22 protein-coding genes are annotated in these 23,206 nt (G+C 44.3%); 17 read left to right on the top strand and 5 right to left on the bottom strand.

The window, feature by feature from the left end; all coding sequences use genetic code 11:
• The 10 genes from L3V27_RS04400 to nirD all read left to right on the top strand — a co-directional run bounded on the left by L3V27_RS04400 (position 1) and on the right by nirD (position 12,647).
• Entirely contained in the window at positions 1-2,646 is a 2,646-nt protein-coding gene (locus L3V27_RS04400; RefSeq protein WP_237311113.1) for a nitrate reductase, read from the top strand.
• Between the two features lie 20 nt (positions 2,647-2,666).
• Positions 2,667-3,572 carry a uroporphyrinogen-III C-methyltransferase gene (cobA, locus tag L3V27_RS04395; RefSeq protein WP_237311112.1) on the top strand — a complete coding sequence of 302 codons (906 nt, stop codon included), beginning with the start codon at positions 2,667-2,669 and terminating at the stop codon, positions 3,570-3,572.
• Positions 3,569-4,522, top strand: a complete 954-nt coding sequence (locus L3V27_RS04390; RefSeq protein WP_237284274.1) for a glycosyl transferase family protein — start codon at positions 3,569-3,571, stop codon at positions 4,520-4,522. The genes cobA and L3V27_RS04390 overlap by 4 nt, the downstream gene beginning before the upstream one ends.
• Positions 4,523-4,692: 170 nt before the next feature.
• Positions 4,693-5,610, top strand: coding sequence for a dienelactone hydrolase family protein (locus L3V27_RS04385; RefSeq protein WP_167427567.1), 918 nt, complete (start codon positions 4,693-4,695; stop codon positions 5,608-5,610).
• 73 nt (positions 5,611-5,683) lie between these two features.
• A complete protein-coding gene (locus L3V27_RS04380) occupies positions 5,684-6,265 on the top strand; it encodes an ANTAR domain-containing protein (RefSeq protein ID WP_237284273.1) in 582 nt (193 codons plus the stop codon).
• A gap of 265 nt (positions 6,266-6,530) precedes the next feature.
• Positions 6,531-7,895: a CmpA/NrtA family ABC transporter substrate-binding protein gene (locus tag L3V27_RS04375; RefSeq protein WP_005387573.1), complete on the top strand. Its 1,365-nt coding sequence runs from the start codon at positions 6,531-6,533 to the stop codon at positions 7,893-7,895.
• Between the two features lie 72 nt (positions 7,896-7,967).
• Entirely contained in the window at positions 7,968-8,933 is a 966-nt protein-coding gene (locus L3V27_RS04370) for an ABC transporter permease (protein WP_237311111.1), read from the top strand.
• Between the two features lie 11 nt (positions 8,934-8,944).
• On the top strand, positions 8,945-9,781 hold the full coding sequence (locus tag L3V27_RS04365; protein ID WP_237311110.1) for an ABC transporter ATP-binding protein: 837 nt from the start codon (positions 8,945-8,947) through the stop codon (positions 9,779-9,781).
• A 10-nt stretch (positions 9,782-9,791) separates the two neighbouring features.
• Positions 9,792-12,311, top strand: coding sequence for a nitrite reductase large subunit NirB (nirB, locus tag L3V27_RS04360; RefSeq protein ID WP_237311108.1), 2,520 nt, complete (start codon positions 9,792-9,794; stop codon positions 12,309-12,311).
• Positions 12,312-12,647 carry a nitrite reductase small subunit NirD gene (gene nirD, locus L3V27_RS04355; RefSeq protein WP_237311106.1) on the top strand — a complete coding sequence of 112 codons (336 nt, stop codon included), beginning with the start codon at positions 12,312-12,314 and terminating at the stop codon, positions 12,645-12,647. It abuts the gene before it with no gap.
• A gap of 98 nt (positions 12,648-12,745) precedes the next feature.
• Here nirD and L3V27_RS04350 read toward each other — a convergent pair whose 3' ends face one another.
• Entirely contained in the window at positions 12,746-13,150 is a 405-nt protein-coding gene (locus tag L3V27_RS04350) for a PPC domain-containing DNA-binding protein (protein ID WP_054868037.1), read from the bottom strand.
• A gap of 1 nt (position 13,151) precedes the next feature.
• Positions 13,152-13,727, bottom strand: coding sequence for a TetR/AcrR family transcriptional regulator (locus tag L3V27_RS04345; protein WP_046875345.1), 576 nt, complete (start codon positions 13,725-13,727; stop codon positions 13,152-13,154).
• A gap of 144 nt (positions 13,728-13,871) precedes the next feature.
• Here L3V27_RS04345 and L3V27_RS04340 point away from each other — a divergent pair, with 144 nt between their 5' ends.
• From L3V27_RS04340 to L3V27_RS04325, 4 genes are all read left to right on the top strand, one after another.
• A complete protein-coding gene (locus L3V27_RS04340; RefSeq protein ID WP_047009249.1) occupies positions 13,872-14,486 on the top strand; it encodes a glutathione S-transferase in 615 nt (204 codons plus the stop codon).
• Between the two features lie 213 nt (positions 14,487-14,699).
• Positions 14,700-14,960, top strand: coding sequence for a hypothetical protein (locus L3V27_RS04335; RefSeq protein ID WP_005395662.1), 261 nt, complete (start codon positions 14,700-14,702; stop codon positions 14,958-14,960).
• Between the two features lie 29 nt (positions 14,961-14,989).
• Positions 14,990-16,183, top strand: a complete 1,194-nt coding sequence (locus tag L3V27_RS04330) for a SpoIIE family protein phosphatase (RefSeq protein ID WP_237311105.1) — start codon at positions 14,990-14,992, stop codon at positions 16,181-16,183.
• Between the two features lie 23 nt (positions 16,184-16,206).
• Complete coding sequence (locus L3V27_RS04325) at positions 16,207-16,704, top strand: ATP-binding protein (RefSeq protein ID WP_012842174.1); 498 nt, start codon at positions 16,207-16,209, stop codon at positions 16,702-16,704.
• Positions 16,705-16,736: 32 nt separating this feature from the next.
• Here the strand turns inward: L3V27_RS04325 and L3V27_RS04320 are convergent, their stop codons facing one another.
• The 3 genes from L3V27_RS04320 to L3V27_RS04310 form a co-directional block, all read right to left on the bottom strand.
• Entirely contained in the window at positions 16,737-16,928 is a 192-nt protein-coding gene (locus tag L3V27_RS04320; protein WP_012842175.1) for a hypothetical protein, read from the bottom strand.
• Positions 16,929-16,962: 34 nt separating this feature from the next.
• Positions 16,963-17,298 (bottom strand): Hpt domain-containing protein, encoded by a 336-nt coding sequence (locus L3V27_RS04315; RefSeq protein ID WP_005395669.1) that lies wholly within the window; start codon positions 17,296-17,298, stop codon positions 16,963-16,965.
• Between the two features lie 429 nt (positions 17,299-17,727).
• Positions 17,728-19,878: a serine/threonine-protein kinase gene (locus L3V27_RS04310; RefSeq protein WP_237311103.1), complete on the bottom strand. Its 2,151-nt coding sequence runs from the start codon at positions 19,876-19,878 to the stop codon at positions 17,728-17,730.
• A gap of 312 nt (positions 19,879-20,190) precedes the next feature.
• Here L3V27_RS04310 and tagH point away from each other — a divergent pair, with 312 nt between their 5' ends.
• The 3 genes from tagH to tssK are packed head-to-tail and all read left to right on the top strand — an operon-like array spanning position 20,191 to position 23,198.
• The gene (tagH, locus tag L3V27_RS04305) at positions 20,191-21,384 is read left to right on the top strand and encodes a type VI secretion system-associated FHA domain protein TagH (protein WP_237311102.1); all 1,194 of its coding nucleotides are present in this window, start codon (positions 20,191-20,193) and stop codon (positions 21,382-21,384) included.
• An 11-nt stretch (positions 21,385-21,395) separates the two neighbouring features.
• The gene (gene tssJ / locus L3V27_RS04300; protein WP_005395676.1) at positions 21,396-21,851 is read left to right on the top strand and encodes a type VI secretion system lipoprotein TssJ; all 456 of its coding nucleotides are present in this window, start codon (positions 21,396-21,398) and stop codon (positions 21,849-21,851) included.
• A 21-nt stretch (positions 21,852-21,872) separates the two neighbouring features.
• Positions 21,873-23,198 carry a type VI secretion system baseplate subunit TssK gene (gene tssK, locus L3V27_RS04295; protein WP_258658823.1) on the top strand — a complete coding sequence of 442 codons (1,326 nt, stop codon included), beginning with the start codon at positions 21,873-21,875 and terminating at the stop codon, positions 23,196-23,198.
• Positions 23,199-23,206 lie beyond the last annotated feature (8 nt).

Genomic DNA, 23,206 nt, shown 5'->3' with positions numbered 1-23,206 from the left:
ATGTCACAAGGGTGTAGAAAGACAACTTGTCCGTATTGCGGAGTAGGCTGCGGAATTGAAATCAGCAATAACAAGATTATTGGAGATGCGCTTCATCCGGCCAATTCCGGTTCACTGTGTGTAAAGGGTGTCGCATTAGCAGAAAGCTTAAAAATGCCTTCAAGGTTGCTCTACCCCAAGCTAAGGGAAAAAGAAGTGTCATGGCAGTCGGTCACAGACTTAATTGCACAAGAGATCCATCAAGCGAAAGCGGAGTTTGGACCAGATTCTGTCGCGATGTATGTTTCAGGGCAGTTGCTTACTGAAGATTACTACGTCGCGAACAAACTCATGAAAGGTTACGTGGGTAGCGCGAACATCGATACCAATTCCCGTTTATGCATGTCTTCGGCGGTTGCTGCTCACGTACGCGCATTTGGCGAAGATGTGGTTCCTGTCAATTACGACGATATTGATAATACCGAGCTGTTGATCATCTGCGGTGCGAATACCGCTTGGACGCATCCCGTGTTATTCCGTCGTGTTCAGCAAGCGCGAGAGAATAATCCAAACCTTAAATTAGTGGTTATTGACCCGCGTGAAACGGTCACCGCGCAGCAAGCGGATTTGCATCTACCGATTAAAAACGATGGGGATGTGTCACTTTTTAATGGGCTGCTCAAGTTTCTTATCGAGCAGCAATATATTGATTCTGAATACATAAATTCCCATACCGACGGGTTTGATGCGCTTGCAGAAGAAGTTTCTGATTTGCGTTACGATGTCACTAATTTAACGTATTCCATTGGTATTTCAGAAGAAAAACTCACGACATTCTTCCAATGGTTCGCACAAAGCCCAACCGCAATCACGCTGTTTTGCCAAGGGGTTAACCAAGCCGAAAATGGTGTCGATAAAGGCAATGCAATCATTAATGCACACTTGGCGACAGGTAAAATTGCTAAGTCAGGTTGTGGGCCGTTTTCTATTACAGGTCAGCCGAATGCGATGGGTGGGCGAGAAGTCGGTGGTTTGGCAAACCAACTAGCGGTTCATCGCGCTTTTGACGCAGATTCTATAAAGCAAGTCCAAGCGTTTTGGGATTCACCCGAAATTGCCACTAAGCCTGGATTAAAAGCCGTCGAGCTGTTTGAGGCGGTAGAACGTGGTGAGATTAAAGTTCTGTGGATCATGGCAACCAATCCCGTGGTTTCTTTGCCTGATAATCAGATGGTTAAGCGCGCGTTAGAGGCTTGTCCTTTTGTGATTGTGTCTGATATTACCGCGGAGTCGGACGTTGCTAAATATGCAGATGTTTTATTGCCAGCGGCTGGTTGGGGTGAAAAGCAAGGCATGGTGACTAACTCTGAACGTAGAATGTCTCGTCAACGTCAGTTTCAAATACCACCTGGTGAAGTAAAACCAGATTGGTGGGCGATAAGCCAAGTCGGACAAGCTCTGTGTACATTGGAAAAAACACAAAATGGCTTTGCGTTTACTTCTGAGCGGGCGGTATTCAGGGAATATGCGGCGATGACAGGTATGAATGCAGATTCGCCATTGAAGCTCGACCTGTCTCAACACGCGAACTTAACCGAGCAAGAATACGAAGAGTGGGTACCGACTCAATGGGGAGGAGGGCGCCCTTTTGCTGATGGAATCTATTCACACCCAGATGGAAAAGCGCGTTTTGTCGTCACCAGCGAATTACCTCAACGCTTAGAGAGAACAAAAGGCTGGTGGCTCAATACGGGCAGGCAACGTGACCAATGGCATACCATGACGCGTACAGGGCATATCGCACACCTAGCCGCCTCTGAGTTAGAGCCAACCGTGTACATGAATACACTCTCCGCCACTCAAAATCGCTTAAAAGCCGGACAGCTCATCAAGCTGTTTCAGCCTACTTCAAACACCGGTATTTATGCCAAAGTTGCCATTGATGAAGGTTTAGGTTTTCAGGAGCTGTTTATGTCAATGCACTGGGCGGGCCGATATGGCGGTGAAAGCAGTGTTAACGCGATAATAAACAGCGCAAAAGACCCTATTTCTGGGCAACCTGCGTTTAAGTCGTCTTATGTTGAAGTGCAAGACGCAGCGGTAAAAACCTACGGTATGTTCATCGGGACACAGTTTGATTCTGGCAAGTTTCTCTACAGCGCATTTCAAGCAGAAAGTAATTTGGGCATCTGGCGCTTCGCACACGATAAACGACCAAAAAAGCAGAGTTTTTGTCGAACGGAAAAGAGTCGCAGGATTACGATAGATATTGCCCTAGGTTGGCTAGCGGTGGATTACGACCTTGTTGGAGACGTTCGTATCATTCGTTCTGTTTTGGTGGTGTCTAGTGAACCGATTCAAACCGACTACACCAACTTTACCGGCTTGATTGGCAAGCCGATGGAGTTATCGCAACTGCTTACCATCACTCAATCGCAAAGCAGCGCCAAACTGGTGTGTAGTTGTTTCCGTGTTACTGATAAACAGATACATGACGCGATGGAGAAACAAGACTGCACTTCACTGACCCAACTTCAAAACAAACTCAAATGCGGTACCAACTGTGGTTCGTGCGTTTCTCAAATCAAACAAATGCTCGACAGCCATCTGCATCAAAAGGGTAAACTGCAAGCGAACCAGCAAAGTCTGGCGATTCAAATAAAGTAAGTCATAAAGAGGATAAGCACATGGAAGCGCCTTATCAAAAGTCTTGGTTTAAGAAAGGACAAGCGGACCAGAGTCAAGAACGCTCGTCTCGCTTTTCTAAGCATGACCAAGCAAGCAAACTGAACCAACTTTTAGAAAATCACTCCGAAGATCTAGATGCGAACCACAAAGGTTTTGTCTCTATTGTCGGAGCAGGACCGCACGACCCAGACTTGTTAACCGTGAAGGCAGTGAAAGCGATTATGTCGGCAGAGGTGCTGTTGTACGACCGTCTGGTAAACAAAGATATTTTGGAGTTGGCCTCGCCACAAGCCGATTGGATTTACGTGGGCAAACGATGCGGACAACCTAGTATTGGTCAGGAAGAAATCTGTGATTTGTTGGTGTCGCTCGCTCAGCAAGGAAAGCGAGTTGTGCGCTTAAAAGGGGGAGATCCTTTTGTATTTGGTCGTGGAGGCGAAGAAGCATTAGCGCTCGTCAAACACTCTATCGCTTATGAAGTCATACCGGGTATTACTGCTGCGATTGGGTGTTCCGCAAACAGCTTGATTCCGCTGACTCATCGCGGCGTTGCTCGCAGCGTTACCTTTGTTACAGGGCAAGTGGTAACAGGCGCATTTGAAGCGTGGAGCCAACTGATGCAAAGCGGACAAACATTGGTGTTCTACATGGGATTAGAAAAATCGGCAGACATACAAATCGGTTTAGTCGGCGCTGGTTTGAACCAAGATTTCCCTGTTGCGGTCATCACTCATGGTTGCAGCCCTCAGCAACAAGTTCATGTTACCCAACTCAATCAGCTCAATGAGTTATCGATTGCACTTAAAGGCGTGAGCCCAGCATTGATTGTGATGGGAGAAGTTGTCAAACTGCACGAACAACTAATAGAAACCGTACAGTCAGTGACGGAATACGAGGGAATATGAGCAGCATTTTGGAGTGTATCAGAACAGTCGGTCGTGGCGAACGTGGTAGAAAACCACTGAACTTTGACCAAGCGTTTCGAGTTATGGATGAATACCTAAACGGAGAGTGCGATGATGATCAAATGGCTATTCTGCTGATGCTGATCCGCGTACAAAACGAGACTCAACAAGAAATCGCTGGCTTTGTGAAAGCATTCCAATCCCGCATGCCTGCTATTGGTGCAGATATCGACTGGCCATGTTACGCAGGCAAACGTGAAGCGGCAGGTCAGCCTTGGCACCTGTTAGCAGCGAAGATCCTTGCTGACAATGGTCATAAAGTGCTGATGCATGGCTATCACGACTGCCAATCTGGTCGTTTACACGCCGAAGACTACCTCGGCAAATTTGCTATTGCGAAAGCGGAATCAGCAGAAGACGCAAAGCGTGTGTTAGAAACGCAAAACATCGTGTATCTACCGCTCAGTGCATTTGCTCCTCAAGCAGAAACCATGATCGGTTGGAAGAATCGTTATGGGCTGAGAACGCCGATTAATACCGTGGTTCGTGCATTGAATCCGGGGCAGGCGACGGTTGGTATTCGTGGTAGCTTCCATCCTGGATTCCAACAACTTCATGCTGAAGTTGAATATGAAATCGGTCAAACCGCTCACGCCGTTGTGTCATTCAAAGGACAATCGGGTGAGTCAGAATACAACCCGAAAGTAAGCCAAACGGTATGGCTAAGCCAAACAAGCGGCGTGACATCGCACTACTGGACGGAGCAAATGCTGTCTGAGGTGCCAATGCCTACGAACTGTCCGTTTGGGACGTCAGAAGATGACATGAACCAAATGGCGAATACGGTTTTGGCAACGATGACAGTTGTGCTCTTTGCTCAAGTGCACGATAGGGAACAGGCCTTTGAACGTGCGTTTGCTTATTGGGAAAACTATTGTTGTGGCAGTTAATCCTGTGACGAGCTAACCGCGAAACGTTGTTGGATCGGAATCCTTTATCTATTGTTTGTGTAAGCTTGTCAGTGATGTATTTATCACTTGAAGTGTCTCACAACTGGTTGGGGCAAACATCAGTGAGGCCTGATGAGTTTACTTTTCGATAAGAAATGAGGACAAGGATAATGGTTCTAAAGCACTCAAATTCTAACAACAAGGCGTCACATCCCATTCCACAAGAAGCTTTCGATTGGTATGACGAATACGCACATGGCAAAATCTCTCGTCGAGAGTTTCTCAACCGTCTTGGTGGCCTCGCTGTTTTAGGTTTTAGTATGACGGCCCTGGTTGATGCTCTGACTCCAAATTATGCACTCGCAGAGCAAGTTTCCTTTAATGATCCTGAGATCAAAGCAACCTATGAAACCTTTGCCTCGCCCAATGGACATGGGGAAGGTAGCGGCTATTTGGTTGTGCCACAGAAGAAGACCTTAAAATCGCCGACAGTGTTGGTGATTCATGAAAATCGAGGTCTAAACCCATACATCAAAGATGTCGCCAGGCGACTAGCGAAAGATGGCTTTATTGCTTTTGCTCCTGACGCGCTTTATCCACTCGGTGGCTATCCGGGGAACGACGATGAAGGTCGCGCCATGCAGAAAGAGATGGACAGAGCCAAGATCGAACAAGATTTTATTGCTGCTGCTAATTTCATTAAACACTACGAGGGTGGGAACGGTAAATTGGGCGCAGTTGGGTTCTGCTTCGGTGGATACATCGTCAATATGCTTGCAGCGGTAATGCCAGAAGAGCTGGATGCAGGTGTGCCTTTCTACGGAACACCAGCGGCGCAAGAGATTCAAAAGCAGGTCAAAGGGCCGTTGATGATTCACTTCGCAGGGCTCGATAAGCGCGTCAACGACACATGGCCTGCCTATGAGCAGCAATTAATCGCGAACGATGCGCAATATCAGGCGTTAATGTATGAAAACGTCAATCATGGCTTCCACAACGACTCAACGGCACGCTACGCACCAGAAGAAGCGGCGCTCGCGTGGGAACGCACACTAGGCTTCTTCAAAGAACATCTTACCTCTAGTTAAAATACTTCAACTTTAATTGGCACAGTCCTTGTTATGTCTCTCTTAGTGAGTGAGATATAAACAAGGAATGTGCATGACTCGATCAACGTCAAAAACACCCATCATAGTGTGCTGTGATAGCCTTCAAGAGCAGGCTCGACTGTCCGGCTTGTTGAGCAAAGATTACGACAACATCATCGGCTGCCAATTGGCACAACTAGAAACGTTAATGCAACGAGAACCGTCGGCAAGCGTTGTGGTTGGATGGCAGCAGCCAACGGCAGAACTGCGTTTGATTGTGGATTTCTGCCGCAGAAAATCGGCACCACTTCTTATCGTCTTAAAGCAGTTATCATCGAATGACATCAATCGGTTATCAGAAAAAATGGACTATGTTCTCATGCCGAACGATAGCGAGTTTGCACTTCAACCTTGGATTGAACATGCGACATTAGTGAGAGCGAAATTCGAAAGTATGCAATCGGAAATTGAGTTGCTGACCCATAAGATCGAAGAGCGCAAGCTGGTGGAAAAAGCCAAAGGTCTGCTGATGAAGATGCACAGCGTTGATGAAGAGCAGGCTTATAAAGCGTTAAGAAACTCCGCCATGCAATCGAGTCAAACGCTCTCACAAGTGGCGAAGAATCTGATTACGGCATTGCAGTTAATGGATTAACTTCTCTACTACTTTGGAGTTATGGCAGAAATTCTACCGTGGTGCGTGTTGCACTAACAGCAAGCAAAAACAGTTGTTTGGTAATCGGGGTAAACTCTAATGTGCTGTATTTAAAGTAGAAAATAAGTTGGCACAGTAATTGGATTAGTAGAATTGGGTTTATTGTTGAATCGCTTATCTCAATTATCAACGGCGGTAATTGTAGACTTAGCAACGGCGCTACTGCTCTTCGGAGTAGTGGCGCTTTTTTTATGGGAGCAAACCAATGAAATGGAGTTCGATGCTGAAAGTGTCAGCAATTTCGTTATCGGTATTTACCACTGTCAGCGTAAAGGCAGAGTTGGGTGAGCCAGAAATTGAAGACCTGAAGTTTGGTTTTATTAAGTTAACCGATATGGCACCGCTGGCGGTTGCTTATGAGAAAGGCTTTTTTGAAGACGAAGGCTTGTACGTAACTTTAGAAGCGCAAGCAAACTGGAAGGTGCTATTAGACCGAGTCATCGATGGTGAGCTTGCTGGCGCGCACATGCTTGCTGGTCAGCCATTGGGCGCGACGATTGGTGTCGGCACAAAAGCAGAAGTGATTACCGCGTTCAGTATGGATTTGAACGGCAACGCAATCACGGTTTCCAATGATACTTGGGAGCAGATGAAGCAGTACATTCCAAAGCAACCAGATGGCAAACCAGTTCACCCAATCAAAGCGGATGCCTTAAAACCAGTTGTGGACAGCTATCTGGATAAAGGTAAACCGTTCAACATGGGTATGGTGTTCCCTGTATCGACGCACAACTATGAGTTGCGATACTGGTTAGCGGCAGGTGGGATTCATCCAGGCTTTTATGCTCCAGAATCCGGTGACAACAGTGGCCAGTTGGATGCTGACGTTCTTTTGAGTGTTACACCGCCACCACAAATGCCAGCCACAATGGAAGCGGGCACGATCAAAGGGTACTGCGTAGGTGAACCATGGAACCAGCAAGCCGTGTTCAAAGGCATTGGTACACCAGTCGTGACCGATTACGAGATCTGGAAGAACAACCCAGAGAAAGTGTTTGGTGTTTCCAAAGCTTGGGCTGAGAAGTACCCAAACACACACATTCGCGTAGTGAAAGCCTTGATTCGAGCGGCACATTGGTTGGATGAAAACGACAATGCCAACCGCCAAGAAGCAGTGAAGATGCTATCAAAAAGCGAATACGTTGGAGCCGATGCCGAAGTTATCGCCAACTCAATGACGGGCACATTTGAATACGAGAAAGGCGACAAACGAGACGTTCCAGACTTCAACGTGTTCTTCCGTCATAACGCCACGTATCCGTATTACAGCGATGCGATTTGGTATCTGACCCAAATGCGTCGCTGGGGACAGATCTCAAGCGAGAAATCCGATGATTGGTACATGGATGTAGCAAAAGAGGTTTACCGTCCTGATATCTACCAGCAAGCAGCTCAAGCACTGATTGAAGATGGTGTGTTGAGCAAAAAAGACTTCCCAGATTTTAGTGCTGAAGATGGTTTCCGTGCGCCACAAACACACTTTATCGACAACATCGTTTATGACGGTCGCGAGCCAAATAAATATCTAGAGAAGTTCTCTATCGGGCTTAAAGGAAAGGACAAGGTTTAACCATAACGATAAACGCCACAGGCGAGGGAATTCGCTTGTGGCAACAAGGATGTAAATTTCTTAGGAGTGAGTATGTCTAGTAATGTCATTTCCCTTTTTCCTGCTAAGCAGGTAGTGAACCGAAGTCGGTTGGTGCTTTTGCCCGTCATTGGCTTGCTGATCTTTTTGGCAATGTGGCACTTAGCGGCGAGAGAAGTGCAAACCTCATTAGGTACGCTACCAGGGCCAGTGCAAACTTTTCAGCAGTTCAGCAACCTTGTCGATGACCATTGGCAAGAGCGAGAAAAGGAACAAGCGTTTATCGAGCGTCAGGAAAAGCGCAATGCTGCGAAGTTAGCCAAGAATCCGGATGCGGAAGTGAAGATTCGTCCCTATACAGGTAAGCCGACGTTCTTCGATCAAATCATAACAAGCTTAGTGACTGTGACTGCGGGCTTTTTGCTGGCGACGGTCATTGCGATTCCGCTTGGTATCGTGCTTGGTCTTAATCAAGGGCTGTATCAAGCGTTCAACCCAATCATTCAATTGCTCAAGCCTGTATCACCTTTGGCTTGGCTGCCTATCGTTACCATGGTGGTGAGTGCCACTTATGTGAGTGATGATCCGATGTTTGCTAAGTCGTTCATTAACTCTCTGATCACAGTGGCGCTGTGTAGCTTGTGGCCGACGCTGATTAACACCGCAGTGGGTGTAACGAGCGTTGATAAAGACTTAATCAACGTGAGCAAAGTGCTCCAACTTTCGTGGTGGCAGCACATACGCACCATCGTTTTACCTTCTGCCATTCCAATGATCTTCGCCGGTTTACGTCTCTCTTTAGGTATCGCTTGGATGGTGTTGATTGCGGCAGAAATGCTCGCTCAGAACCCAGGGTTAGGCAAGTTCGTTTGGGATGAGTTCCAGAACGGCAGTTCAGCATCATTGGGGCGCATCATGGTGGCAGTCATCACCATTGGTTTTATCGGTTTGATGCTCGATAGAGGCATGCTGCAACTTCAAAAGTGGCTGTCTTGGAATAAACAACAAGCGTTGAGATAAGGGAAAAGATCATGGAAAAAGCATTATTAGATCTAACGCGTTTAGGGATGCGATTCCCAACGCCAGATGGCGAATTCATCGCGCTTAAGAACGTCGATTTGCAAATCAATAAAGGCGAGTTTGTATCGCTGATTGGCCACTCTGGTTGCGGAAAATCAACGGTATTGAACTTAGTTGCGGGTCTGCACATGCCAACAGACGGCGGCGTGATCGTCGATGGACGAGAAGTGGCAGGGCCGGGACCTGACCGTGCGGTTGTGTTCCAAAACCATTCACTATTGCCTTGGCTCACCGTGTATCAAAATGTTGAGCTCGCAGTAAAACAAATTGCCGGCAAAAAGGGCAAAGCGTGGATTCAGGAACAAGTGAATCACTATTTAGAGTTGATTCAAATGCAGCATGCCGCGCACAAAAAGCCGGATGAAATCTCTGGTGGTATGAAGCAGCGAGTCGGCATCGCGAGAGCACTGGCACTTCAACCAAAGGTTTTATTGATGGATGAACCATTTGGCGCGTTGGATGCGCTAACACGCGCGCATTTACAGGATGCACTGATGAAGATTCAAGCCGAGCTAAACAATACCGTGATAATGATTACCCACGACGTGGATGAAGCGGTGCTGCTATCCGACAAAATCGTGATGATGACCAACGGACCGGCAGCAACCATAGGCGAAGTGTTAGAAGTGAATCTACCGCGTCCTCGCGAGCGTGTCGCACTGGCAGATTATGCGCAGTATCAGAAGTGTCGACAAGCGGTGTTGAAGTTCCTTTACGAGAAGCAATCCAAAGTCGAGATTCCTGCTTCGAAAGAAGACAAACCCAAAACTGCAGCGCAAACGGCATAAGGAGGCAGCGATGAACAGTCCTTTAACGATCCCAGTAAAGAACGCATTGAGCCACATTGTTGTGGTAGGTAACGGTATGGTCGGGCAACACCTTGTCGAGCAATTAGTACAGAAAAACGCGCATTTGGAGCACCGAATTACCGTGATTGGTGCAGAGCGTTTTATCGCGTATGACCGTGTACAACTTTCTTCTTTATTTGCGGGTAAGTCTCATGATGATTTGATGCTGAGTAACCAAGAATGGTACGACCTGCATGGCATCCAACTCGTACTTGGCAGCCAAGTAACAGGCATCGACAGAGAGCAAAAGCGCATTCTGCTTGATGGTGAAGATGTGCTGGGTTACGACCAACTCGTGCTCGCGACCGGTTCGTATCCATTTGTGCCGCCAATTGAAGGTAAAGACCGCGACAACGTGTTTGTCTACCGCACGCTTGATGACCTTTCACAAATCAAGAAGGCATGTGAAGGCGCAAGAACAGGCGCAGTGATTGGTGGTGGCTTGTTGGGTTTAGAAGCGGCAAACGCACTCAAACTATTGGGGTTAGAAACTCACGTTATTGAATTTGCACCCCGCCTGATGCCCGTGCAGTTAGACGATGGTGCTGGCTTAGTGCTAAAAGAGAAGATTGAAGCGCTAGGGCTAACCGTGCATACCTCAACGGGGACGGAGCGAATCTGCGATGGTGAAACGGCTAAGCATCGTATGGTGTTTAAAGACAAAGATCCTCTCGAAGTGGATGTGATTGTCTTTTCCGCAGGGATTCGCCCTCAAGATGAGTTGGCAAGGTTGGCTGAGCTAGAAGTCGGCGAGCGAGGCGGCATTGTGATTAATAACCAATGCCAAACCAGCGATGAGAACATATACGCGATTGGCGAATGTGCACTGTGGGAACAGAAGATCTTTGGTTTGGTCGCCCCCGGTTACACCATGGCGAGAACTACAGCCGATGTCTTGACTGGTATGTTGAGCGAAGGTTTTAAAGGTGCAGACATGAGCACCAAACTTAAGCTGCTTGGGGTGGATGTGGCGTCTATCGGCGATGCACAAATGCAAACCGAAGGCGCACAGGAAATGGTGTTGCAAGATGCGGTTGCAGGTATCTACAAAAAGCTGGTGGTTGATGCGAGCGGCACCCAATTGCTTGGTGCGATTCTCGTTGGTGACAACAGTGACTACGATGCGCTTTTGCAGTGTTATTTGAACAAAACAGTCCTGCCAGACCACGCGGCGAACCTGCTGTTTGATACCGGAATGCTTGATGGAGAGATGCCAGACAGCGCCATCATCTGTTCTTGTCACAACGTCACAAAGGGCGACTTAGTTGCCGAGATTCAAGCTGGCACTACCAACCTGACGGACCTTAAAGCCAACACCAAAGCCGGTACTGGCTGTGGTGGCTGTAGTAATATGGTGAAGTCGGTATTGGATACGCAATTGGCAGCCATGGGGGTAGAGGTTAACAACCACCTTTGTGAGCACTTTGATCTCAGTCGCCAAGAGATGTTCCATATTTGCCAAGTGGAACAGATCAAAGACTTCGACACCTTAATCGCACTGCATGGCAAAGGGCATGGGTGTGATATCTGTAAGCCGACAGCAGCATCTGTGTTTGCTTCTTTGTGGAATGAACACATCATGGAGCCGCAGCATCAGTCTCTACAAGATTCTAACGATGCTTTTATGGCTAATCTGCAAAAAGATGGCTCTTACTCGATTGTGCCTCGTGTTCCGGGCGGCGAAATTACACCAGACAAACTTATCGTACTAGGCGAAGTTGCGCAGCAATATGATTTGTACACCAAGATCACTGGCGGTCAGCGCGTGGATTTATTTGGCGCGCAGTTAGAACAGCTTCCTGAAATCTGGCAAACCTTAATTGATGCTGGTTTTGAAACAGGGCACGCCTACGGCAAATCGGTGCGCACCGTGAAATCTTGCGTCGGTTCTACTTGGTGTCGCTATGGTGTTGATGACTCGGTCGGATTAGCCATTGAGTTAGAGAACCGCTACAAAGGATTGCGAGCGCCCCATAAGCTTAAGTTTGCCGTATCGGGCTGTACTCGCGAGTGTGCAGAAGCGCAAAGTAAAGACATTGGGGTGATCGCCACTGAAAACGGCTGGAATCTATACGTTTGTGGTAATGGCGGCATGAGACCACGACACGCGGATTTGTTTGCATCCGACTTATCTAAATCAGAGTTGATCACCATGATCGACCGGGTTTTGATGTTCTACGTCAGCACCGCTGATCGCTTACAGCGCACGTCCGTGTGGATGGAGAACATGGAAGGGGGCTTAGACTACCTTAAACAAGTGATTTTGGATGACTCTCTCAACCTATGTGACTCATTGGATGAGCAAATGGCACGAGTCGTAGATACCTATCAATGTGAGTGGAAGAGTACGTTGGATAATCCTCAAAAATTGCAACGCTTCCGTCCTTTCTTGAACAGCACGTCGGGCAGCAAAGTCTTGCCGTACCAACGTGTGCGCGGTCAGCGTATTCCAGTGAAACAGGAGGTGTAAATGGCAGCGTTAACCAAAGTGAAAGTGTGTCAGCTTGATGACTTGATGCCGTTTATCGGTGCCACTGTATTGATTGAAGGCGAGCATGTCGCGTTATTCTACATTCCCGATAACGGTGTTTACGCTGTTCAGGATTGGGACCCAATTGGTAAGGCTTATGTGATGAGTCGAGGGATTGTCGGCGATATTGATGGTGAGATGTGTGTTGCGTCACCACTGTACAAACAGCATTTCAGCCTAAAGAGCGGGCAGTGTTTGGAAGACGAAGCGCACGGTCTAAAAACGTGGCAAGTAACGGTCGACGATAATCAGGTTTGTTACTTAGTCGAAGAATGATCCTCGAAATTAGCTTGCTCGATATGAATAAATTATTGGCGTAAGAGACAAGCGAATAAGGCTCCAGAGACAGCACAGTGTGGCTCTGGAGCTTTTGACTATTTGCAAGAATTCACTTGCAGTTCGGTATAGCCAGTCGAGTCGTCCATCGCTCTGGTAAACTCAAGTTCTGGATAAGAATGGATGATCAATTCTGCGGTGGTGTCTATAACCGTGCCTTCCATTAAATGCCCGCCCCAGACTCGTCCATCACGATCAGACACCGAGATATGAACGTGCTGATGTTCAGGCGTCAGTGTTCCCATCACAGAGACGATTTCAAATGGCTCTTGTTTGGTTAACGTACACTCTGCACCTGCCAAACGAAGATTGAGGTCAGAGACACAGCCAACGCATGAGGCAATCGAGCCTGCTTTGATACCGTGCTTCTCGACCAATTTCGCTAGGCTCAGCTTTAAGTCCATGCCTTTGGTAAGACGAACTGCTATCACTTCAATCGACATATTACTTCCTAATTAAAACCAGCAAGCAGGAAAGCGCCGTATCCAAGTCTGCATAACGTTTGGCTTTGCCAAGTACGCGCATACCTTGCATGTTGTTGAGAACGAAACGAGCGAGCTCTTCTGGTTTCAGCGTTTTCGGCACTAAGGTTTCTTTTTGCGCATTGGTTAGTGAATCCGCAATGATGTCGATAAGATGGTCAAACAAAAAATGCCCTTTGCGCAGTACGTCATCGTCTTCACCAGCGTGCTCAATCAACGCATTTTGAATAAAACACCCACAGTTGCGTTTGCGTTGCAGCTCAGCAAAAGATTTAAGGAACGATTCCAACTCGGGTAAAGACGCATCGTCTTTTTCCAAATCATTCAGTGAGGGTAGCGAGATTTTTTTCAAGTAAGTATCGAGCGCTTCGTAGTAGAGCTGTTGCTTGTCACCGTAGGTGTTGTAAAGACTGAAGCGGTTGATGTTCAACTCGTCGGTGAGATCAGAAATGGATGTATTAGCGAAACCTTTGCGCCAAAAAACGTCCATAGCGACTAATAGTTTTTCTTCTCGATCGAAGTTGGCTTTTCTTGCCATATGCGTACCTACCTGAGCGGTTTTTCTCAAACCACTCCTAAACTTATTGAACAACTTCTGGGAAATGAAGTTCTTGACTGATCGTTTATAAACTGGATACAGTATATCCTAACCAATCGGTTAGAAAAAGAAAAAGGATATAAAATGAAGCTCTACGAAACCGCGATAACTCCAAGTTGTAAGCGAGTTAGCATTTTTTTAAAGGAAATTGGTGGCGATGTTGAACGCATCGCTTTAAATGTGCGTGACGGCGAAAATCTAGCGGAAGATTTCAAGCAAAAAAGCGTCAATGGAAAAGTGCCATTGCTTGAGCTTGAAGATGGCACGACGATTTGTGAGAGCGTCGCAATTTGTCGTTATCTGGATGAAGCGTTTGAAAATAATTTAGCTCTGTTTGGGGCAAACCAACTTGAGCGCGCGCAAGTGGAAATGTGGCATCGCGTGGTGGAGTTTCAAGGTCTGTATGCTGCTTTTCAAGCATTTAGAAACATCACAGCTATCTATGAAGATAGAGAGCGTTGTGTTAAAGAGTGGGGCGAAGAGTCCAAGCAACGCGTGCAAGAGTTTTTACCGTTGTTAGATAAGCGACTTGGTGAAAGCGAGTTCATTGCCGCTGACCATTTTACTATCGTCGATATTACAGGCTTTATTTTGATTGGTTTTGCAATTAAAGGCCTAGAAATCGATGTGTTTACTACTGCACCAAACATTGCGCGTTGGTATGAGCAAGTTTCAGCTCGGCCTGCATTTCTAAGTTGATGTACCAGCAGCGAGTAGATCATTGCTCGCTGCTATTGCCTTTCGAATTCACAAGGATATTCAAATTCTTCAGCTTTTTTCTTATTTTGTCTCCTATCGCCTATAATTGGAAAAACAACCTCAATGGGCTTCAATGCGTTTTAGAGCCTAGCGCTCTTAGTCTGTAGACGTTCTTTTCATAGTGGGAAGTCTATTAATAGACAAGGAGAGGTCATGCGTATTCAAGTTAAAACTATCAATAATGTTCTTATTGCTCTTTTAATGGTTTCGGTCTTTGGTCTCGTCGCGCTGTACCTCAATAACACACAGCAGAATGAACAGATTGAAAAACTGCAAAGTCAGTTAATAGAGAAAGAACATCAGATATTAATCTCCAATGAGGCGCTGTCCTACACTCGATATCAACACCAGTTATTAGCTGAAGATTATAGTCGTTTTAGAAATGAGCAATCAGTGACTAGTGTTCTACGTTAGCGTGCCCGACTACCGTCTTAAGGAGGCGAATGAAATCCATTCTTTTGGTCGATGACAGTAAAACAGTACTACTTTATATCAGCAGTGCATTAGAAAAGCAGGGATATGAAGTTATTGCTGTTGAAGACGGACAATCCGCACTTGAAGTGCTGACTTATCGCAAAGATATTCAGTTTGTACTTAGTGACTTAATGATGCCTGGCATTAATGGTATTGAGCTGTGTCGGCAATTAAAATCGCAAGTTAGCGAACGTTACATTTTCTTTGTTTTATTGTCCTCTAGAAATGACCAAAGCTCGATCGTGAAAGGCATCGATGCTGGCGCAGATGACTTTGTGGATAAGAAAACGTCTGTCGAAGAACTTCAAGCGAGAATTCGAGCAGGTTTTCGCACTCTGCAGCTGCACAACAAACTCGTTGATAGAAATAAAGAGTTAGATGCAGCCTATCGAATGATCCATCAAGATTTACAGTCTGCTAGTCACCTGATGGAGCAACTACTCCCAGCGGAGTCGTCTATCCAGAACATGCAATTTAGTTACGCCTACAAACCGTGCTCCCAGATTGGTGGTGACATGTTGGGGTATTTTGAGCTTGATGAACAACATGTCGCATTTTATGTTTTCGATGTTTCAGGTCATGGTGTTTCGTCTGCTTTGATGGCTTTTTCTATCCAACAGACGTTATCTCAAAATCTGGGACCTGATTCGATAACCATGGAGCTAAGAGATGGTGACTACTGTATCAGTGAACCAGCAGCCGTTATTGATCGGCTAAACCGACGGTATCAGCAAACTAGGAACAGTCAGCTTTATTTCACCATGGTTTATGCCATTCTTAATACAGAATCAGGACAACTTCGCTATTGTACTGCTGGTCATCCTAAGTTCCTTGTTTGGCGAGCGAGCACCGAAACTACAGAGCTGGCGGGTGAAGACAACTTTATGATTGGCGCTTTGCAGCCGATGGAGTACGTTGATAATCAAATTATTCTGAGTGAGGGGGATGTAGTATGGCTTTATTCGGATGGTTTGATAGAAGCGAGGCGAGGCGAGGCGATGTTTTCAGTACAAAGGTTGGCATCAAGTATAAAAGCTGTTTGTACTTCGCAATTAGAAGCAGAAGTGCAGGCTAGATGTGTCTTTGAACAAGTACAATCGTGGCAGAACAAAGATGAGTTTGATGATGATGCGAGTCTTTTACAAGTAAGGTGGCGTGGCTGATAGCCTAGGGATAAAGGAAAAGAATGTTCCAGAGCGAGTTTAAACGAACTTACGGTGGATCCCTTACTCGCTCTCGAAGTGCGAGCAAAGAGGTTGCTAAGTTTTTAATGGATAATCAAGTATCGTTAAGTACGGCTCAGTCATTGGAGCTTTGTGTTGTTGAGCTTATGAACAATGCTTACATCCATTCTTACAGCGAAATTGAAGGCAAGCCGATAGACGTGGAATGTAGGATTAGATGCGACCAAATGTCAGATTTCATTGAACTTAGGGTTTCTGACTACGGAGCGTCAATCAATGAAATGACATTCAACCAACATAAAAATAAACAGATTGAGGCTCCTAACTTAATGGATGATGATAGTTGGTCTGCTTCAGGTCGTGGACTGATGTTAGTCGCTCAATTATCTGACCAGTTCAAGTTAGAAAAAGAGATTGGAAAAAACACGTTTGTTTTAGTGAAGAGGAACGGCGAAAAACTAACAACCAAGCAAGATCTATTCACCCCACCTGGTCCCTAGCGTCAATCTGACGGTTACGTTGTATGTTATTGTTATTTTGTATTTGTGGTTGGTGCAGGTGACAATAATGCTTCCAACTCTTCTGGTGTCAGTATATCACTGATGTTTAGCATATTGCTCTCATCATCTAACGCCATCTTTGTACGACTAAGCAAGTACCTCTTTTGAGTTGGCGTTAAGTCTTTGAGAGACTCAATCAGCTCCTTGAAATTGCTATTGTTCATTGCCATATTTCCCCCAGTTAAGCCTTAATTTGTTTTATTGCATATTCTTCAAGTAAGCAAAGATTTGTTGATTAATGGCAGCTAGCTCTTTAGTAACTATAGCTATATCTGAGCTATCTGGCTCGTTATCGTTTCTTGTTTCTGCTTCTATTTTTGTGAAAACAATGACAGCGGTTTCTTCACCAAAGCTTTCTAGAATGCCCTTTAGACTGTGAGCCAATAAGTAGAGTTCCGGCCAACATTTGTTTGCGTACAACTCATTGATACGCTGTATGTCATTGGCGTGGTCTTCTAAGTATGTGGAAAAAACGGTGACGATAAGATCTACGTCGTTCTCCATGTATTTATTGAGAACATCAAAATTAATCATGTTTACCTCTGACTAACCGCGAGGTAGAAAAATGTATCGGATAGGAACGTTGAAGTGGGGGGAGTTGAGCGCTGAACAGTGTGCTTATCACTTGAGCTAGACTCATAAAAACAAAGTTATTGTTCGGTACACTTTGACTTATATACAAGTGTCTATGATCTAATCTTTTGTGCAAAGCATTTTGCACTCGTGTCGTGGCAACACAAGTTACGTGATAGTGGGTTCCAAATAAAATGCTGGGTTGGGAACAGTCTTGTCTACCTAGTTTAAAGTAATCATCAAACAAGTAAGCCAAGCGCTCGCCAACTTTGACTATTCCTTCAGTCAAGGTTAACTCTCCTAATTGAGTACAAATACAAGCTAGCAACCTAGTTGCATAATGGCAAGTAGCTTGACGCAAAAAAGGGGCCTTGCGCCCCTTTTGTACAATTAGCTTTGCTTGGAGTCCTGTTCTACCTGCCTCATTAACTCGTTCGCCTTCTTCATTGCACGTCTTGCGCTTGTGGTCCTTCTCTTATTGAGTAGTATGTCGGAGAAGCGCAGGTATTTATCTGCAGTTTTGAATCTCAAATCGTTAATATCTTGAAAACCGATAGGAAAGTTCTTCGAAAACTGATCAACATCTTTCACTAAGTTATCGAGGTGAGTTGTTGTTCTTGCCTTTTCTAGGCGGTAATAGAAGTTTTCAAATTCCTCTTGGAACAAAATTCGAGCAGCCTCGTCCGGAAATGGTAGAGGATCGTTAGAGTCTAGCGCGGTCTCATACAGTTTCATCTCGAGGACTGCATCTTTCATCGCGTTGCTTATTTTTAAGTTGTTTTGATGCTCTTCAACGTTTGAGAAGAAAGTATTCCCAACCTTAATTAGCGCAACAAGTGCTGCAGCATCTTTATTTTTGAGTGCTTCAGTTAGGTGTTTACCAAAAACATCGCTAGATAATGAGCTTGGTGTAAATGGGTAATCCTGATGAATTTGATTTAACTCATCTTTCAGTTCATAGATGGACTTACTGTCTTCTTCTTTACTGTATCGAGACTTTTCCAGTTGGCTATTGATTTGTCTGGCTATCGAAAGCAATGTGGAGTGCTTGCTTGATTGAATATCTAACGCCAGAACTTCAATTTTATGTGAGTCAGGGTAGTAGGCTTTTGCTTTGTTTAGTACAGACTCGATTTCATCATAATTTGGATAGTTGTTAGCATCAGAATTCAGAACCTGATCAATCTCAGATTCAAACTCACTTAGAAGGTAGCTCTTGTGCTGTCGTAGTAAGCCAGCTTTAATCACCGGGTGTAAGTTTTTCTCACTATTAATCAGTGACAAGCTTTTTTCTGGCGGTGTATCAAGCAACCATTCCTGCCCATTAATCTGATCATTTTGCTTGTTAATAGCTATTTCTAAATCAGAGATGGTTTCTTGTTGTTGTTGATAGCCAAATACGATTCCGGTAACCAATAGTACGCTTGCAGCTACACCGCTAACGATAGGCCAATATCGCATGTTCAACTTTTGTTTTAACTGCTCTGGGGTAAGGTCTTTGGGGATGATGCCAGTTGAAAAAACGCGTGCAAAGATAGGCCACTTAGATGCTGGCATATTAGCAGGTTTCGAGACCTTCATTTTCTTTTTGAGAGCTTCATTAACAGGAGTTCTTGAATAAGGATGCTTGCAACTCAATAACTCGTAAGCAATACAAAATAGCGCAAACATATCGTCGCTTAAGTTTGGCTCTTTACCCGACAACAAGTTGAGCGATGCGTAGTTTGGAGTATAACCAAGAGTCTCCACATTTTCGGATTTACGTTTAGCTGCGTATTGATCTTGCTTTAATTGATGAGTTTTAGATACACCAAAGTCGAGTAATTTAACATTACCTTCAGACGTTAAAATGACGTTAGCGGGCTTTAAATCGGCATGCACGACACCAAGTGAATGGGCGTAAGACAGCGCTTCAAGTACCTGATTTAGAATCGATAAAGTTGCGTTAAACTTCAGCCCATGCGGCCTAGATCGTTGTATTAAATTCTCTAATGTTTCCCCGTTAATATATTCCATCACTAAGAAATATATTTCGCCATCAACACCAAAATCAAAAACCCTAATAATATTAGGGTGGCTTAATCTTTGTGTTTGCTGAGCTTCACGTATCAACATGCGTGCAGTCTCTGGTTGAGATGCAAACTCTTTTTGTAAAATCTTTAATGCTACGTAAGGGGTTTCTGAACCTGAAGATTCTAATATCTTATCTTTAGCCAAATAAACATCACAAAGTCCGCCATGGCCAAGAACCGACTCGATTTCATATCGATTTTTGACAGTTGTGCCTATTAAATTCTCATTAATAACATCTTTGTCATTATTTGATGTGTTATTTTTATTGTTTGTTTTCTTATTAACTAACGGAGTGTTTTCTTTTTGAGACAGTTTTGTATTTGTTTCATTTTTATTTTGAACGGAGCCTTCATTGCTAGCAACTTTATTTGATTGGATTGCATTGTCTCGTTTTTGAGTCTTTACAATTTTAGTTTTGTCTCCGCTATCTTTATTATTTATAGAATTGTTTTTATTACTGTCTTCCATCACAAGAACTCCGTATAAATGATGGGGGAATATATACCTTTCTGCTCAATGAAAAGTCATTATGTTAGAATTTCGCGGCCAAACTAACATTCGTTTTTTTATTGATGAAAGTCTAAGTGTCAAAAATTTGAACTTGGTTGGATAATTAAAATTGTTGAACATTACGTGATTGCTTTGATAAAAAAATGATTCATTATTCCGTGCATGATTTTCAATGGCAGTTTTAAGGTTTTTATTAATCTTACTGTTAATAAGAAAGTGACTAATAATAAAATTAAAAATAATATTTAGCAGGTCTTTGGCGAGGTTTACATGAAGTTGGTTTTAACCATAACAAGTTTTCACAAATTTACTCCAGAGATTGAGAGTGAGTTTGTGTTTGAATCAAGTGATGAGCATGCCAAAGTTACATTTGGTCGGTCTGAGCAATGTGATTGGACACTGCCAGACCCTGAAAGAGTAGTATCCGGAACTCACGGAGAGCTCATCAAGTTTGGTGATAAATACTTGATAAAAGACTTATCAACTAATGGCACGTTTGTTAATAACGCTGTGACACCTGTGGGCCAAGGAAATGAGATTGCACTAAGTGACGACGATACGGTTAGTTTAGGGGATTACCAAATTTCAGTAAGTATTCAAACTAGCACTGAGGCATTCAATAATCAGGAAAATAACTTTCGTTCCAGTTCAGAACCTGAAGCATTCTCGAGTTCATCTGAAGCAGAGTTTGTAGACCTCGGCCTTAGTGCCAGTGAGCTTTTGAATGAGAGTGTTCCTTCTGACTTTCAATTAGATATTGGCTTAGTCGATGATTTTATTGATATCCCCAAACCAGAAAAACAGAGTGTAGATCCTACACCTGTACCGGAAACCCCGCGACAGCTAGAACGTCAACCAACTCCCAAATTTGATAGTAAAGGGAGCGAGCTTGCGGCGTTCATTAAAGGAGCGGGTATTGATCCAACGATGATTCCCAGCGACAACAGAGAGCAATGGTTTGAACAACTGGGGGAATCATTTTCTTTGATGTTAGTTGGTTTAATGGAAACGCTGCACAATCGAGCGGTATTTAAACAAACAAATCGACTTAGTCATACTGCGTTTCGGAAGTCAGAAAATAATCCTCTGAAGTTCTCTGCGAATTTAGAAGATGCAATTCATAACTTATATAACCGTCAAACTGCAAGTTTCCTAAAACCAAGTGCAGCCATTAAAGAAGCGTTTAGTGATATAGAAAGTCATGAACAAGCGTTAATGAAAGGTGTTGAGGGTACGGTTTCAAGTGTTATGTCGCTTGTTGAGCCTACGTCGATATACTCAGAAGCTTTAGCTAAAGACACGGTTATTAATAAGGTTATTCCAGCAAGGAAATATGCTCAAAGTTGGAAGCGGTTTGAGGATATTCATGAAAAGCTATCCGATGACATTGTCAATAAAGAATCTCCATTTTATTTAGAAGATTTCGCTAAACACTATGAGTTAGCATTAAAAAATAAAAGCTAGGAAATAGGGTGATGAAAAGAGTTTATCAGTACATTTTGTTATTAATTTCAATGGTTTTATTTGGATGCTCAGCAGCCAATTTAGTTGTTGATCCATATTCAGATTTAGAAATAACAGCAAATCACAATATTAACCCTGACTCCAATGGTAGGCCATCCCCTGTAGTCGTGTATGTTTTTGAATTAACATCAAATACCCTTTTTGAAAGTCAGGATTTTTTTTCAATTTATGAAGAAAGTGAAAAAGTCTTAGGCCCTGATTTAGTGAATAAATATGAAATATCATTAACTCCAGGTCAGAAAGAAACATATCAGGCAAGTATGTCTCCAAAGACTGAATACTTAGGCATTGTCGCAGCGTTTCGAGATATTGAAAATTCAAATTGGCGACAAGTCATTGAAGTGGATAAGACCGGTTACAACACCTATCAAATTCTGTTAGAAGATCTGTCTTTGGTCGTAAAATAACGTTTAGTTGGCTAATTATAAATGACGCAATACTCCAAGACGGCTTGGTGCGAAGGGATGTTTTTACGTCCCCAGCACTTTCAACAACATGAACGCGCAACCTCTCAAGAATTCAAAGGCTTACATCAGTTTGGTGGGGCTTATAATTGGGGGGTTTGGAAATGTCGAGTAAAAGAACATGCATTAAAAGATGGTCTGATTGAATTAGATCACTTTGAGGCAGTTTTGCCAGATATGACTCTGGTTAATACCTTAACAGCCAGCGATTCGGTTGTGCCTTTATTTATTGATAAAGACGTAGAAAATACGTTAGTAAAAATCACTCTTCCCCTTTCAAATGTCAAAGGTAAAAATGTTTCTGATGTAAGTGAGGCGATCGTTTCTCGTTATGTACTTAAAGACGTTGACGTTATAGATAATCTCACAGGGCAGGATGAAGAAACGATTCAAGTCGCAGCCCTAAACCTGGAACTGAAAGCCAGCAATGACAAATTAGCGGGTTATGTTGAGTTACCGATATTGAAAATAAAAGAGGTAACGGCAGAAGGCGAAGTAATACTAGACGATTCGTATGTTCCACCGCTTATCAATTTACTTAACGACAAAGTTATGTCGGCTTACTTGCGTAACGTTATTGCGATGACAAAGATGCGTGCCGACGTTATTGCGCAGCGATTGATTAAGGGCAAAGCCGCATCTGCATCTGCTGTTGATTTCATCATGCTACAAATGTTGAACAGGTATGAGGCGATGTTAAAGCACTTTAGTGACCTAGACAGGCTACATCCATTGGAATTAGCGACGACCCTGAAAGGTTATATTGGTGAATTAGCTACGTTTTCTGACAAAACCAAGAGGATGCCAAGCTTACTTGCATACGATCACTTAGATGTATCAAGTGTTTATAGCGAATTGAATCAAGTTCTGAGTCAATATCTGAGCGTTGTCCTTGATCAAACTGCAAGCAAACTTCCTTTGGAGCCACGACAATATGGAATTCAAGTGACGCCACTTCCAGATAAGCGTTTACTTGAATCATGCCAGTTTGTGCTTGCGGTCAAAGCTGATACGACAACAGATGAAATCAGACGTTTAGTCCCGGCGCAGCTCAAGTTTGGACCAGCGGAGCAGATTCGTGATCTGATCAACAATCAGATTAATGGCATAAACGTAGCGCCATTGAGTGTAGTACCGAGGCAGATCCCTTACCAAACGGGTTATGTCTACTTCGAAGTAGTCAAGAAAGGCCCGTTTTGGATGAGGCTGAAAGACAGTGGTGGTATTGCGCTGCATTTATCGGGGCATTTTCCGAATGCTGACCTTGAGCTGTGGAGTATTAGTCAATAGGTGTGCTC

The sequence above is a fragment of the Vibrio sp. J2-3(2022) genome, assembly GCF_021725735.1.
GTDB lineage: Bacteria > Pseudomonadota > Gammaproteobacteria > Enterobacterales > Vibrionaceae > Vibrio > Vibrio diabolicus.
The sequence above is the reverse complement of the archived record's forward strand: the minus strand, read 5'-3'. Positions and strand labels throughout refer to the sequence as shown.